The 14,032-nt window shown below is 42.3% G+C and carries 13 protein-coding genes; all 13 read right to left on the bottom strand.

What is annotated here, in order from left to right; all coding sequences use genetic code 11:
- Positions 1 to 12 precede the first annotated feature (12 nt).
- Complete coding sequence (locus EDX97_RS00575) at positions 13 to 1,143, bottom strand: nitrogenase component 1 (RefSeq protein ID WP_128519284.1); 1,131 nt, start codon at positions 1,141 to 1,143, stop codon at positions 13 to 15.
- Complete coding sequence (locus tag EDX97_RS00570) at positions 1,140 to 2,417, bottom strand: nitrogenase component 1 (protein ID WP_128519283.1); 1,278 nt, start codon at positions 2,415 to 2,417, stop codon at positions 1,140 to 1,142. The genes EDX97_RS00575 and EDX97_RS00570 overlap by 4 nt, the downstream gene beginning before the upstream one ends.
- The gene (locus EDX97_RS00565) at positions 2,410 to 3,168 is read right to left on the bottom strand and encodes a nitrogenase iron protein NifH (protein WP_128519282.1); all 759 of its coding nucleotides are present in this window, start codon (positions 3,166 to 3,168) and stop codon (positions 2,410 to 2,412) included. The genes EDX97_RS00570 and EDX97_RS00565 overlap by 8 nt, the downstream gene beginning before the upstream one ends.
- Before the next feature lie 9 nt (positions 3,169 to 3,177).
- Positions 3,178 to 4,182, bottom strand: coding sequence for a hydrogenase expression/formation protein HypE (gene hypE / locus EDX97_RS00560; protein ID WP_128519281.1), 1,005 nt, complete (start codon positions 4,180 to 4,182; stop codon positions 3,178 to 3,180).
- 6 nt (positions 4,183 to 4,188) lie between these two features.
- Entirely contained in the window at positions 4,189 to 5,232 is a 1,044-nt protein-coding gene (gene hypD, locus EDX97_RS00555) for a hydrogenase formation protein HypD (protein WP_128519280.1), read from the bottom strand.
- Positions 5,229 to 5,438, bottom strand: coding sequence for a HypC/HybG/HupF family hydrogenase formation chaperone (locus EDX97_RS00550; RefSeq protein ID WP_128519279.1), 210 nt, complete (start codon positions 5,436 to 5,438; stop codon positions 5,229 to 5,231). Before EDX97_RS00550 ends, hypD begins: the two co-directional genes overlap by 4 nt.
- Positions 5,439 to 5,441: 3 nt before the next feature.
- Positions 5,442 to 7,655 carry a carbamoyltransferase HypF gene (gene hypF / locus EDX97_RS00545; protein WP_128519278.1) on the bottom strand — a complete coding sequence of 738 codons (2,214 nt, stop codon included), beginning with the start codon at positions 7,653 to 7,655 and terminating at the stop codon, positions 5,442 to 5,444.
- The gene (locus EDX97_RS00540; protein ID WP_128519277.1) at positions 7,652 to 8,626 is read right to left on the bottom strand and encodes a nitrogenase component 1 family protein; all 975 of its coding nucleotides are present in this window, start codon (positions 8,624 to 8,626) and stop codon (positions 7,652 to 7,654) included. Before EDX97_RS00540 ends, hypF begins: the two co-directional genes overlap by 4 nt.
- Complete coding sequence (locus EDX97_RS00535; protein ID WP_128519276.1) at positions 8,623 to 9,879, bottom strand: nitrogenase component 1; 1,257 nt, start codon at positions 9,877 to 9,879, stop codon at positions 8,623 to 8,625. Before EDX97_RS00535 ends, EDX97_RS00540 begins: the two co-directional genes overlap by 4 nt.
- Complete coding sequence (locus EDX97_RS00530) at positions 9,876 to 10,628, bottom strand: nucleotide-binding protein (protein WP_128519275.1); 753 nt, start codon at positions 10,626 to 10,628, stop codon at positions 9,876 to 9,878. The genes EDX97_RS00535 and EDX97_RS00530 overlap by 4 nt, the downstream gene beginning before the upstream one ends.
- Positions 10,629 to 10,630: 2 nt before the next feature.
- A complete protein-coding gene (locus EDX97_RS00525; RefSeq protein ID WP_128519274.1) occupies positions 10,631 to 10,879 on the bottom strand; it encodes a TM1266 family iron-only hydrogenase system putative regulator in 249 nt (82 codons plus the stop codon).
- A gap of 74 nt (positions 10,880 to 10,953) precedes the next feature.
- Entirely contained in the window at positions 10,954 to 12,120 is a 1,167-nt protein-coding gene (hydF, locus tag EDX97_RS00520; RefSeq protein ID WP_128519273.1) for a [FeFe] hydrogenase H-cluster maturation GTPase HydF, read from the bottom strand.
- A complete protein-coding gene (gene hydE / locus EDX97_RS00515; protein ID WP_221175861.1) occupies positions 12,111 to 13,163 on the bottom strand; it encodes a [FeFe] hydrogenase H-cluster radical SAM maturase HydE in 1,053 nt (350 codons plus the stop codon). Before hydE ends, hydF begins: the two co-directional genes overlap by 10 nt.
- Between the last annotated feature and the right edge of the window lie 869 nt (positions 13,164 to 14,032).

The following is a 14,032-nucleotide window of genomic DNA, read 5'->3' as shown; positions in this document are numbered from 1 at the left end:
ATGCCTATGCATTTACACTTGATTTTTTATGATTTGAAATCCATCGCCAATAATGACTGGCATCTGATCTTTAAACAAACGTCCGGAACAAGCCCAATGCGGACAATCAATAAAATGAATATCCTTAGAAACCAAACGTCGATAGATGGGATCGGCAATGACGATATCTGCTTCATTCAGTTTCTTACGCATATCTTCCTCTTCATGCGAATAAAGATCTCCTTCTTGTAGATGCCAATCAATCTCGGTTGGACAAATGATCTGCACCTCATCGTCTAGGGCCAAACGCATACTTTGAGCCATGACGGGTTCCCCAATCAAAACGATATGGGAATCATGAGAACCAGATTGATACATTTCTCGATTTTGATGATCGTGTGCCGATAAGCGAACATTTTCTGCCAATGTCTTTGCACATGAACCAACGGGTACACCAACGACATAGGGGATATGAAATTTTTCCTCTAGTACTTTGGCTGCATCCAATCCACAAGAAGAAACGACTACATTCACATCGGACATAGAACTCTTTTCAATCTGTTCCAAACTTGTTCCCATCGACCAATTGGCCACGATTGAAAAATTATTTTCTTGTGCCCACGCATCGATGGCTTCTTTATTGCCGGAATATCCAAAATCCAGTGGTGTCATACCCATCAGATTGATTCGAATCGAAGAACTCTTCTCCTTCTTTGTGTCTTTGACAAAGTTTTCCGCCAACATCTGATACGCTTGTCGAGCGCCTTGAATATACGAATACATCCCCGAAGTCTTAAAACCAAAAGTCGGAATCCCTGTTTCTTGTTCAACCACATGGGCAATGCCCTTGAAATCGGTTCCCATTACCAACGCGATGGGCGAACCAAATAAACAAATAAAGTTTGGCTGGGTTTCCTTAGCGGCTTCTACAACATTTTCAATCAACTTATCATCATTACCAAGAATCGCATCATACTCTTCCAAAGCACTGATATAAATCAAACTAGGCATTTGGGTCCATCGTGGTTCATCATGGGTCGCATACGTAGAGTTACATCCCGAAGCATCATGCATGATGATCAATCCACCCAATTCATACAAAGCCGAATTGATTCCGGCTAGATCGGCTGCATAATTGCACACATCACGAAATACCTGTCTCATAGTACACACCCTCTAGCTTTCACATCCAAGATTCGTTGGGTTTCTTTTGGATAAATATAGGCATCCAACATTTTTTCACATAGCTTGCGAATAGCTACAAATCCATACATCCCATCATTGACGATCATATTCACAAAATGGTCTGTACCACTATAGTAGGCTGCCTTTTGACCAATGGCTAAAACTGGTGTAGTACTCTTCTGCCATGTTCGACAACGAAAATCGACACAAGCACAAACCATAAGATCGGGATGATGTTCCTGAAGCCAAGCCAAAGCCTTTTCTTCTCCTGGTAAAATGGTATCGGTATAGACCGTTGTCACATGGAATCCATGCTCTAAAAGTAATTTGGCTAAACTCAAAGGACGCGGCGTGGCACTCATATCGATTTGAATTTCGATATCCTTGATCGCATCGTGCAGTTTTTCTAAAGCACGAAGCGCATCTTTTTCATAGCGAGAAAGATCCGGATAAATGCCTAAGATCTCCATCAACTTGGCTTCATCCTGTTTGATTTCTTCGATATCCCATGAATAGGGCATATAGATGGGTTTTTGGTTCAATCGTTTCTCTAAATCTTGCACACATTCAATCGCTACAGGTGCATTATAGATATTATATGAAGAAGCAGCCATTTCTAAATATTCATCAAAGGTTCGCATCTGACACAAATCTTTCGCATCTCCGATGATTTGAAAGATCTCACTATCTCGATCTAGGGTAAAATAATTGCCAATGATATTGATGGAACCATCCTGTTTGGTGGGCTGTAAGCCCGCATACAATTGTTTGGTCGTCATCGATTCATAATGCACCTTGGAATGGCGCATCGTACAGTTCATATAATTTTCTACAAAACAGATATCTGGGAACCGTTGATTTAATTCTTTGAAGACCAAATCCAAATCAATGGCCACAAAATGATGCACACAACTCGTAAACGTCATCACCAAAGGGGGTTGGGGATCCAAATGTTCCACAATATCACTGACTCCGTCGATGAACAATTCTTCGATCTTACCATTGTATAAATCGTCTTCCGTTACAGTGACCATGGAAAATCGATCCATCCCATGGGCTTCAGCGGCACTCAAGACAACCCCACGCAAACAACCTTGCGGACACACAAAGATCTCATGACTTTCGGGAATCAAAAGCGGGGTATGCGCAATCGTCCATGTTCCTCGTGTTTGGGGCGTAAACTCCAATCCCGCATGAAACGGTGTCGAGGATTGAATGTCTTTTACTTGGATCTTCGCTACATGCTCATTCATTTTGATTGCTTTCTAATAAGACCTGGGCCAAATGGCGATAGCGGTCTGCCGCATCACTTTGTGGAAAAGCTTCTAAGACGGTCTTATGCATCTCATCGGCTTCTTGGATCAATGGATCATATTCCAAAGTGGAAATCACTTGGGAATGGATATCTTCGCACAATTGTTCGATTCGCTCTTCTTCTTTTTTCACATTCCGTTTATTCACGATGACCCCGCCCAACGTGGCATAGCCTCGTTTTTGAAAGGTTTCGACCGCTAGGGCAATATTCATCGCCGCATGAATGGACATGGCTTCACCGGATGTTAAGATATAGACTTGATCGGCATAGCCTTCCCGAATCGGCATCGAAAAACCACCACACACAACATCCCCCAAGACATCAAACAACACAATATCGGGTTGATAGATGTCATAGGCTTTCTTTTCATCCAAAAATTCCATGGCCGCAATGATGCCACGACCGGCACAACCAAGCCCTGGAATGGGACCACCCGCTTCAACCAAATACACCCCCGCATAACCTTGGGTAATCACATCGTCCAGCGTGGCTTCTTTATTTTTTTCCCGCAGGATATCTAAGACGGCTTGTTTCTCTTTGCCTTCACGTAAATTCATCGTGGAATCCGCCTTCGGATCACAACCAATCTGCATCACTTTATATCCCATTTGGGCAAACGCAACCGCCATATTGGAAACCGTCGTTGACTTTCCAATTCCACCTTTTCCGTAAAACGCTAATTTTATCATTAGAGCCTCCTAACAGATACGTGGCAATAACTCGCCCGATGGACTTGGCAACAACGTTTCCGAACCAATCGAAGTTTTCATGACTACTTTGCCTACATGATCTTGCGTCACTTCACCAATAATGGCCGCATTTTGCGAATACGGTAAGGTATGCAACGTATCCAAGATGGCTTGGGCCTGTTCAGCCGGTACGATCACGACCATACGTCCTTCACAAGCTAGATACAAAGGTTCCAATCCCAACATACCACAAACGCCTTTCACATGATTCTGAACAGGAACCGCTTCTTGATCGATTTTCACGCCGACTTGCGATTCATCGGCAATTTCATACAAGACCGTACCAACACCACCACGCGTTGCATCTCGGATCACATGAATATCCTTGGTTACCTGGGACATTGCTTCGACCGTATGCCATAAAGGGGCACAATCACTGGTCACATCGGTTTGAATTTGAAAATCATTGCGCTCCAATAAGATCGTACAACCATGACGACCGACATCACCGGTCACCAAAATCTTATCCCCCGGTTTGGCTTGATTGCCTTGGGGATGAAAATCCGGTTGGATCTGACCTACTCCCGTTGTCGTGATAAAAATGCCATCCACTTGACCTTTACCAGCCACTTTGGTATCACCTGCTACAAAATGTACACCGACTTCTTTGGCTGTCTTCGCCATCGATTGAACCACTTCATCTAATTTTTTTAAGGGATAGCCCTCTTCAATCTGAAAGGCACAAGTCATGTATAACGGTTTGGCCCCCATACAAGCCAAATCATTGACGGTTCCACAAACACTCAATTTGCCAATATTGCCACCCGGAAAGAAACTTGGTGAAACGATAAAGCCATCGGTTGACATGGCCAATTGTCCCGAAGGACTGGTCAAAACCGCGGCATCATCGGCCGTAAAATCCGGATTGCCTAAATATTTTTGAAAGATATCATGGATCAAGGCCGAGGTTTGTTGACCACCGGCTCCATGCGCTAACGTTACATATTTTTCCATACTCTACTACTCCATATATTTATAAAAAGCCGAACACGATCCTTCATTGGAAACCATACAAGCACCCACTGGATGTTCTGGTGTACACACTTTGCCAAACAATGGACATTCATTCGGCATACAATCCCCACGTAAAATATCCCCACAACGACACGCTGGATTCGGATGTCCTTGGGTATTTTCTAAACCATATTTCTTACGGGCATCAAAGTCTTGATAAGCCGCTTTGATTTGTAGTCCCGAACCGGGAATATTGCCAATACCACGCCAAATGGAATCACACGGTTCCATGACCGATGCGATGATCTTTCGAGCCGATGGCGAACCTTCATCGCGTACCACCCGTGGGTAACAATTCATGAAAAAGGGTTGCCCTTTTTCTAACTTTTTGATGATCACAGCCAAAGCCGTTAGGATCTCGGGTCCCGTAAAACCCGTCACGACTCCGGAAATTCCCTCTTCACAAAGATCACGATAAATCTGACAACCTGTGATCGTCGATACATGCCCTGGATATAAGAAGGCATCGGCACTATCTTTTAAAGCCAAATAAGCGTTATCCATCGTTTTATTGGCTACCAATGCCGAAAAATTCGTTAAATTATTTTTCTTGGCATCGCGAATGGCCATACAACTCGCTGGTGTCGTGGTTTCAAAACCAACCGCTAATAAGACAACGTCTTCATCCAAATGACTTTGAGCATAAGTAAAGGCATCGGTTGGTGAATAGATCATGACGATCTTCGCCCCTTTGGCCCGGGCTTGTTGGAGGGACATGTCCGATCCAGGTACCCGAATTAGATCACCAAAGGTACAAATCGTACAATGATGATTTAAAGCTAGATCAATAGCTTGATCAATATAACCAACCGGCGTTACACAAACCGGACAGCCTGGTCCACTGATCAAATGAATGTTTTCGGGCAACATTTGCCGAATCCCTAAACGAAAGATTTCATGGGTATGCGTGCCACAAACTTCCATGATTCGTAGCGGTCGGCCGTCATAGTTTTCCACGATTTGTTTGGCTTTTAAGACTTGTTCGTTCACTCTAAAGCCTCCATGATGGCACTGGCTTCGGTTTCATCATCTTCGGTGATCTTGGCAATGGCAGCTCCCGCATGCACCATCACAAAATCCCCCGGTTCTAAACCGTCCACCAATTCACTCGATACCACACGAGTGGCACCCATCGCATCCACGATGGCTTGTCCATCTTTTACTTTTTTTACTTTAGCAGGTAATCCTACACACATAATTTATTCCTCTCCATTCATCATGCCATACAAGGCTTGTCCCAAACCGATGCCTCCATCGTTACAAGGAATCATCGAATGCGACAATACTTGAAAGCCATTTTCTTCACATTTATTTCGAACCAGATCCATCAACAATTGATTCTGCATGACACCGCCACTACAAGCCACGGTAGATAGACCGGTTTCTTTTCTTACTTCTACGACACGATCGACAATATAATTGGCCAGTCCTTCATGAAAACTGTAGGCCAAATAGGATCGATCATCCTTATAAAACATTCGTTGGGCAATAGCTTGCACCAAAGCCGTCGTATCACCATGAAAGTTCATACCTTCCCCTTGCCACTTACGTGCTTCAAATTCCAACAACATCGATGCCTGCGCTTCGGTCGTATTGATCCGACACAATCCCAAAATGGCACTCACTGCATCAAACAATCGTCCCGCACTGGTTGATACAACACTATTGATCTGCTTTTGGATCATTTGAAAAACGAGATCATATTCAAAGGCACTGCATACTCCCAATTGTACACACAGATCTTTATCTTGCAGAAGGGATACGGCAATGCGCCATCCTTCTTTGGAAGATAGATCCCCACCCGCCTGCATAAACGGCGTGATATGGGCTTTTCGCTCAAAATGATGCACATCACAAACCAGGATCTCACCACCCCAGATCGTACCATCCAAACCATAGCCCGTTCCATCCATAGATACACCAATGACTGGATCTAAATAATCATTTTCCGCCATACAAGAAAGAATATGGGCATAATGATGTTGGATCTGCATGATAGGCAAACCATATTCCTTGGCCACTTGGACCGAATTATAACGAGGATGTAAATCACACACGATCCTTTCGGGTTGGATTTCTAATAAATCTTCCATTCGCGTGATGGCTTGTTTCAAAGCATCGACACTACGAATATCACTTAAATCGCCCACATAGGGGGAACAATAATACAAATCTTTGGTAGCCAAACAAAAGGTATTCTTTAATTCACCACCAATACCCAATACTTTATAATCCTTGCTTTGCGAAATCATCATTGGCAAAGGGGCATACCCACGACTACGTCGAATCATGGATGGTTTGCCATGAATCCAAGCCATGACACTATCATCCGCACGTAAACGGATATCGCGATCATTGGATAAGACGGCCTCACAAAGATCACCAAGATTTTCGATCACATCGGCATCTTCCCTACAAATCGGTGCCCCCTTGGGATTGGCACTGGTCATGATCAAACAATCGGGCATATCCCCTTCAAACAACAACAATTGTACCGGGGCATACGGCAACATCACTCCCAACATCGGATTATCTGGTGCGACCAAATCCGAGACCAAACCATTCTTTTGTTTTTCCAACAATAAAATAGGTCGTTGGGGACCGGTCATATATTTTTGTTGGGCTTCATTGACCTTACATTCTCGTTTTACTACATCCATATTTTTGGCCATGATTGCAAAGGGCTTAAATGGTCGATGCTTCCACTTTCGTAAATAGGCGATAGTTTTTTCATTGGTCGCATCACAACACAAATGAAAACCACCAATGCCTTTGATGGCCACAATACCACCCTTACGAATCATGGATTTGGTGTAGTGTAAGGCCTCTTCGCCATGGATATCTTTCCCAACAATGTACAATTCCGGCCCACACTTGTTGCAGCATACCGGCTGGGCATGATACCGACGATTATCAGGATGGGTATATTCCCGTTCACAGTCGGGACACATCGGAAACTTTTTCATGCTGGTGCGCACCCGATCATAAGGCATCGAATCCAAAATGGTCAATCGCGGTCCACAAGCCGTACAGTTGATAAACGGATGATGATATCGACGATTCGTCGGATCAAAGAGTTCTTTGGCACATTGATCACAAATCGCAATATCCGGGGAAACAAAGATGTCCCCTTTTACTTTTTCAGAATGAATGATGGTAAAATCATTCTCCGATTCTACGGGAATGATCTGACTATCCATCTTTAAGATAGCGGATCGTTCGGGTGCTTTGGTCTGGATCCAAGACATAAAGGTGGAAACCTGATCATTGGTTCCTTGAGCATAGATTTCTACATACGGTCCTTTGTTGCAGACCGAACCTGTGATCTTGGCTTCTTGGGCAATCCGATATATAAAGGGACGGAACCCAACACCTTGTACGATGCCATAGACACGAATTCGTTTACGAATCATAGGGCTTTCTCCAAATCGGATAGATACGCCTCTATATTGGCTTTTTGGTACAACTGACCCGATACCGCAAAATGTGGTAATGATATAAATTCACCGGTATAATCCGGTAAAGCTCGCATCAATAAAGGATCACATAAGATTCTTTCATACTTTCTAGTTTTAACCAATTTCACTAAATCCAGTTCTCCATCCAAATGCACATCATTTGGCTGCATATATTCCTTATCCATCATAAAGAAGGAAGCGACATCGCCTTGGCCCATCCATTGTCGGATCATATGTGCCCAGACTTGCTGGGAAATGATTAAAGTTTTCTTTGGTTGAACATCAATGTGTCCTAGATTCAAACCAAAGGTATAGGGAATCTTGTATTTACGTACCAAGGGTAAACCCGATACCGACATCACGATGGCTTGTTTCGCTTGTGGTAAAGCCGCATATGAAGATAACGATGTCAAACAATCACCGTCTATAAACGGTACATCCAAAGGCGTTGCCCCCACATACACGGTATCTAGACTGCCCTTCTTTTCAACCATATGATCAATGGCAGCATACGCCATTTGTTGACCGACATCATAATATTTCATACCTGTAGTTTCAATATAGAGACAAGGCAAGCCAAAGCGTTTTTCACATAGCTTGCTGATGGCATGATAATCGGTCGCAATGACCGATGGGACAGGTGTTCCAACTAAGGCAATAAAATTGGCCGAAGTGGTTTCAATGGCACCGGCTATTTTATCCATTAATTCATCATCTCGTCCTAAGATGGCATCCAAATCACGTAATCCAGCGGAGTATATCGCACTCTTTTTAGTGAACCAGCGCGGTTCATCAAACCCACAGGTATTACCGGCACATCCACCTGCATCTAAGATCACAATGATTCCACCAAGTTCATACAGTACACTGACGGCCCCAGAAATATCCGGGGCAAACGGCGATAAATAACGAAATAAACCTTTCATAGTATCGCCTCCATTTCCACATATAAGCCTTGAATGCCTTTATAGCCATAGGGTTGGTTTTCGGCATTCCACAATATCGCAGGCACTTCAGGATAATAGTCGGAAGCATCTTTCCCAATCACAAAATCGATATCTTCTCGTGGTTCGTAATGAATCATGGTTGGTGAAATTCCGGTATAGACTTTCGTATCGGATGATGTTTTTTCTAAACGTTGGATCCATGGTTTATCATAATCGGTCACATTCGCAAAGATTTCACAAATGATGGCCCCTTGTTGCGATAGGGCACAAGCCAATTCAAATGGATTCGCATTGCACATTTCCCCAATACAGATCTTTTTATTCGTCAGATCAATCCGATGGATCATTTCTTTTGTTTCTACATAATACGATTCATCTGGAAGTGATACGCCAATCGCTTGTCCGAACAAATGATACAGGCGATGGACGCGTTCCACATCGTACAATCGTGGTAATTCAATATATGGCATGCCCAAGCGTTTCTTTAAATCTTCCGCAGCATAAATGGATTCGGGATCTAAAACCAAATTAAAATTGGCCTGTCCCATCGTGTAATAGGCTTCCAAAGTTTTCATTGTACTGACTTGATTGATGGTATGCAGTCCAGCCGCTTGAAGTAGATCAATCAATTCACTATCAATGGGAGAAAAGAAACCCATCAAATTGACCATGCGAGGGTCGATGCGATCACGTTTCAATAAGGAATAGATCGTCTGGCGAATGGCCATCATCGGTGGCTTTCGCCCTTCTCGTTCCAAGGCATACATATAACTCGGTACCACGATCACCCCAGTCTTTTCTTGGCATTGTTTGGCAATGTGTTCCAGATCCGTAGCTAATAAGGCATCGACACAAGTGATACACAAAACAACCACTTTGGGGTCACACACTTCCAAGATTTCTTCAATGGCTTGAGGAATCTTCTTTAGATGGCGTCCCGTTACTAAATCGGTTTCGCTCATCAATAAATAGAACATGCGTTTGGCATAGCCTTCTTGAGCCGAAAGAATGGTTGAATTGCGTCCACAACTGGCTGGACTGATCAGCAACATCACACTTTCCGGAATCACTAAACCGGCACGTTTGACGCCAAAGCCCAAAGCACCTGGTGAATTATACGATAGCGTTGCCGGTGAGGAATAAATCAAATGACAAGCTGGAATATATTCACTCGGAATTTTCTTGGCATAGGATAATTGTTCGATCGTTTGAAAATAGGGTTGCGTGATCATGAGGCATCCTCCATCAAGTCTTTGGCCAAATCAAAGAAAATCTTCGAAATCGGTGAATTTGGATTTCCTTCAATGACTGTCTTGCCTTGGTCTTCCCATTCATTGATTTCATCACTGCGTGGTACATCACAAACAATCGATAAATGATTTTCATTCGCAAAGGCTTTGACCTTTTCTTCTTCGGAAGGCACATTGCGGCGATTGAGGATCAAACCTCGCACTTGGGCATAGGAACGATCTTTAAAATTATTGACAGCCGTATTGATATTATTGGCCGCATATAAAGCCATTTTCTCCCCACTGGTTACGATCAAAATTTCATCGGCATAGCCTTCCCGAATCGGTGCGGCAAACCCACCACATACAACATCTCCTAAGACATCAAATAAGATGACATCGGGTTGGACTTGTTCAATGAGGTCTAAATCTTCTAATAAATTAAAGGTGGCAATGATGCCTCGTCCCGCACAACCAATTCCTGGTGTGGGTCCACCCGTTTCAATGCAGTGGATGCCACCAAATCCTACTTTCATGATTTCATCCAAGGTAGGATCTTCATCGTGTTCTCGTAAATAGTTCATGACTGGTTCTAAGGGATGACCCCCTAATAAATTAATGGTGGAATCCGCTTTGGGATCACAACCAATTTGAATAACTTTATAACCCAGGCTTGCTAAGGCAGCCGCCAAATGACTGGTCATGGTCGATTTACCAATCCCACCTTTTCCATAAATTGCGATTTTTTTCATAGTTACACCTTCGTCAACATAGACTTCACTTGTACCTTTTCGATACGACCTAATTTGCCAGTTAAAGCATTGATGCGATCGGTGGTTCCATCGACCATCAAAGAAATCACCGATATATTTCTTTCTTTATAGGGAATGCCCATACGCCCTACCATCAAATCATTGTATTCGTGGATCAAAGCATTGACTTGTTCGGCTTGTTCGAGATCTTCGATCACGATCGCAATGACGCCTAATCGTTTATTTTCCATATTTTCCTCCAAAAAAAACAGACTCCTTCCAAGAGTCTGTGATAAAACAGCTTTCTGCTTGGAAATCCTTACAGTTAGATGTCAAATAGTGCAATGGAACGATCTAAGATACCATGCATTTGCGCAATGGCCGTTCCATAATTTGTCATATACGTATGTTGTGCTTTCGCTTGTTTCAACCGATTCTGCATGGTCTTTTCATTCAACATGCAACCGCCACAATGAATGATCAGATCATAATCGGACACATCCTCGGGAAAGTCTTTTCCCGAAGAAAGATCATAAGGAACCGTATAACCGGTATATTCACGGATCCAATGCGGTAATTTCACATTGCCAATGTCACCACATTGACGATGATGGGTACATCCTTCACTAATCAATATTCTTGATGAATCCGTCAAGTTTTTGATGTGTTGGGCCCCTTCGACCACTTGTTTCAAGATACCTTTATAACGAGCCATCAAGATGGAAAAGGAAGTCAGCGGGATCGATTCAGGAACCACTTTGGATACGCGTCCAAATCGTTGGGAATCGGTGACCACCATTTTTGGATGAAGATGTGTCAGTGCAATTTCCAATTCATCATCCTGACAAACATAGGCTAAACCATGATGATCTAAGATATCACGAATGACCAATTGTTGGGGCAGGATCAAACGGCCTTTGGGAGCCGAACTATCGATAGGAATCACCAAGATCACACTATCACCTGGATCAATCAAATCCCCAATGATCGCTTTATGCGATTCCACATCTTTGGCCAAATGCCCAATCGTTTCTTTGAGTTGTTCAATGCCGTCTTTTTCTTTGGCACTGACCCAGATCCCATCGACGGGATATGTATCCACATCACTTTTATTGTAGACCACCAAATACGGAATGGCCATACTTTTAAAAATATCGATCAATTCCGCATCCAAGGCTTGTAAGCCTTTTTGACCATCCACGACCAATACCGCTACATCGGCTTCTTTTAGGATATCTTTAGTTCGTGCTTTTCGTTTTTCACCTAAACTACCCACATCATCAAAACCTGGCGTATCGATGATTTCCACGGGACCCAAAGGTAAAATTTCCATGGCTTTACGAACCGGATCGGTCGTCGTTCCTTCCACGTCAGAAACCACCGACATGGGCTGATTTGTGATCGCATTGACCAAGGAACTCTTTCCGGCATTGCGCATTCCAAAAAATGCGATATGTACACGATGGGCAGATAAACTTCCATTTAATCCCATAATTTTATATCTCCTCTATCGGTGACGACCGTATATCCAATACGATCCATCCGATTTTCTAAACAGTGACGACATTGGGCGCTTTCATCTCCCACACAAATCTTATTGTCGTACAACTGATATTTGCGTCGAACACCCACTGGACTTAAATTGGGCATGACTACATTCGCTCCAGCCAATACCCCTTTTTCGCGACCAACGGGATCGAGTGTACCTAAAGCTGTAGTAGCTGGAATCAACATGGGTGGATAAATCAGACGTAGAATACTGATCAAATACAAGGTCAATTCCACACTTCCCGATGGCTGATCATGAAACGGTGTATCTTTGGCGGTGATATACGGACCAATACCACACATTTCGGGATGAAAGGTTTCCACAAATTTTAGGTCTTCAGCTAAATGATGGGCTGTTTGATACGGGGATTGCACCATCATACCAATACCCACATCATAACCAATATCCCGTAAATCTTGGATGCATCGCATCCGATGACTAAATGACATCGAAGATGGATGCAGCTTATGATAATGATTACGATCAGCCGTTTCATGTCGTAATAAATAACGACTGGCTCCAGCATCAAATAAGCGTTGATAACTTTCTTTATTTCGTTCCCCAACGGATAAGGTAATGGCACAATCGGGATACAAGGTATGGATTTTAGAAACAATGTCGCATAAGCGTGCATCATTGAAATACGCATCTTCGCCACCTTGGAGCACGAAGGTTCGAAAGCCTAAATCATAACCTTCGGCACAACATTCCAGAATATCCTCTTGATCCAAACGATAACGACTGCAAGAAGCATCTTTACGAATCCCACAGTAGAAACAATCATTCTTACAGATATTCGTAAATTCAATCAGACCTCGCACATAAATGGATTTTCCATAAATCGATTGCGATATATCTCGTGCTTTGCGTGCCAGCCATTCGGCCGCCTCTTCATCTCGATGGGTAATTACATATTCATAGGCATCCAAAGATAACTGATGGGTAGATGCCAATTTTTCAATATATTCATTCAATTTTGTATTCATACGCATTATGTGAATAATTTCACGATATTATCCTAACACAACAGTAAAGATATAGCTAATGGAATGACTAAAAAAAATTGATACGATAGTATCTAAAATTTGATGATTCAATGTTGCCCACAATTGGTTTTATTCTCTATTTGTTTATTCAGATTTTACATAACTTACTTTTCTTTTAGAATGTATATCTTAATCTGCCAGATAGGCATCCCCTCCAATAAAATTTTGTTCTGAATTCACGATCTACTGCATCAGAAGGGCTCCATATTAGCGAACATACTTTATTTGATTATGAAAATTCAAGAATACCGGATCCAAAGACTGTATTAAATATGTCTGAAATATATGATGATGTTTATTTATGCAATAAATATTGTAAGACCGATTGTGCCATTCGTCAGTGATTTAAACCAATTGCCATCAATCAGTAACAAAAACAGCAGTTGAAATATTTTCATCATTAAATAATCTAGAAAATAAAAAGATCGTTTGATAGAGATATTTGCAGATGAAACTTCCGATATGGAAAAAATCGAAGCTGAATTAAAAAAACTTGATTCCGCTATTGAATCATTAAAAATGTGGTTTGGATCTACTAAATCTTCATGTTTTGACAAAAAGGGTGAGTAATTAAAATTTATTCTCTCTGTTATTTAAGTTCATTTTAAAGGACATCAATATTTAAACAATCTGGTTTATATGAAATATATGCTTAAAAAGGCTAATTGAAATATTCGTTTTCTGATTAGTTTTTTATTGCCGATTTCGTTAGTGTCGTCCCATCAAATACAGAACAACAGTTTCAAGCTTTTTTTCATGATTTTTCCAAATAATGAATTGACATTTGTTATATACATTATGCTTCTAAC

Origin of the sequence: Absicoccus porci, assembly GCF_003725415.1 — a bacterium.
In the GTDB taxonomy this organism is placed as follows: Bacteria; Bacillota_I; Bacilli_A; order Erysipelotrichales; family Erysipelotrichaceae; genus Absicoccus; species Absicoccus porci.
Note: the sequence above shows the minus strand (reverse complement) of the source record. Positions and strands in the feature narration are given on the sequence as shown.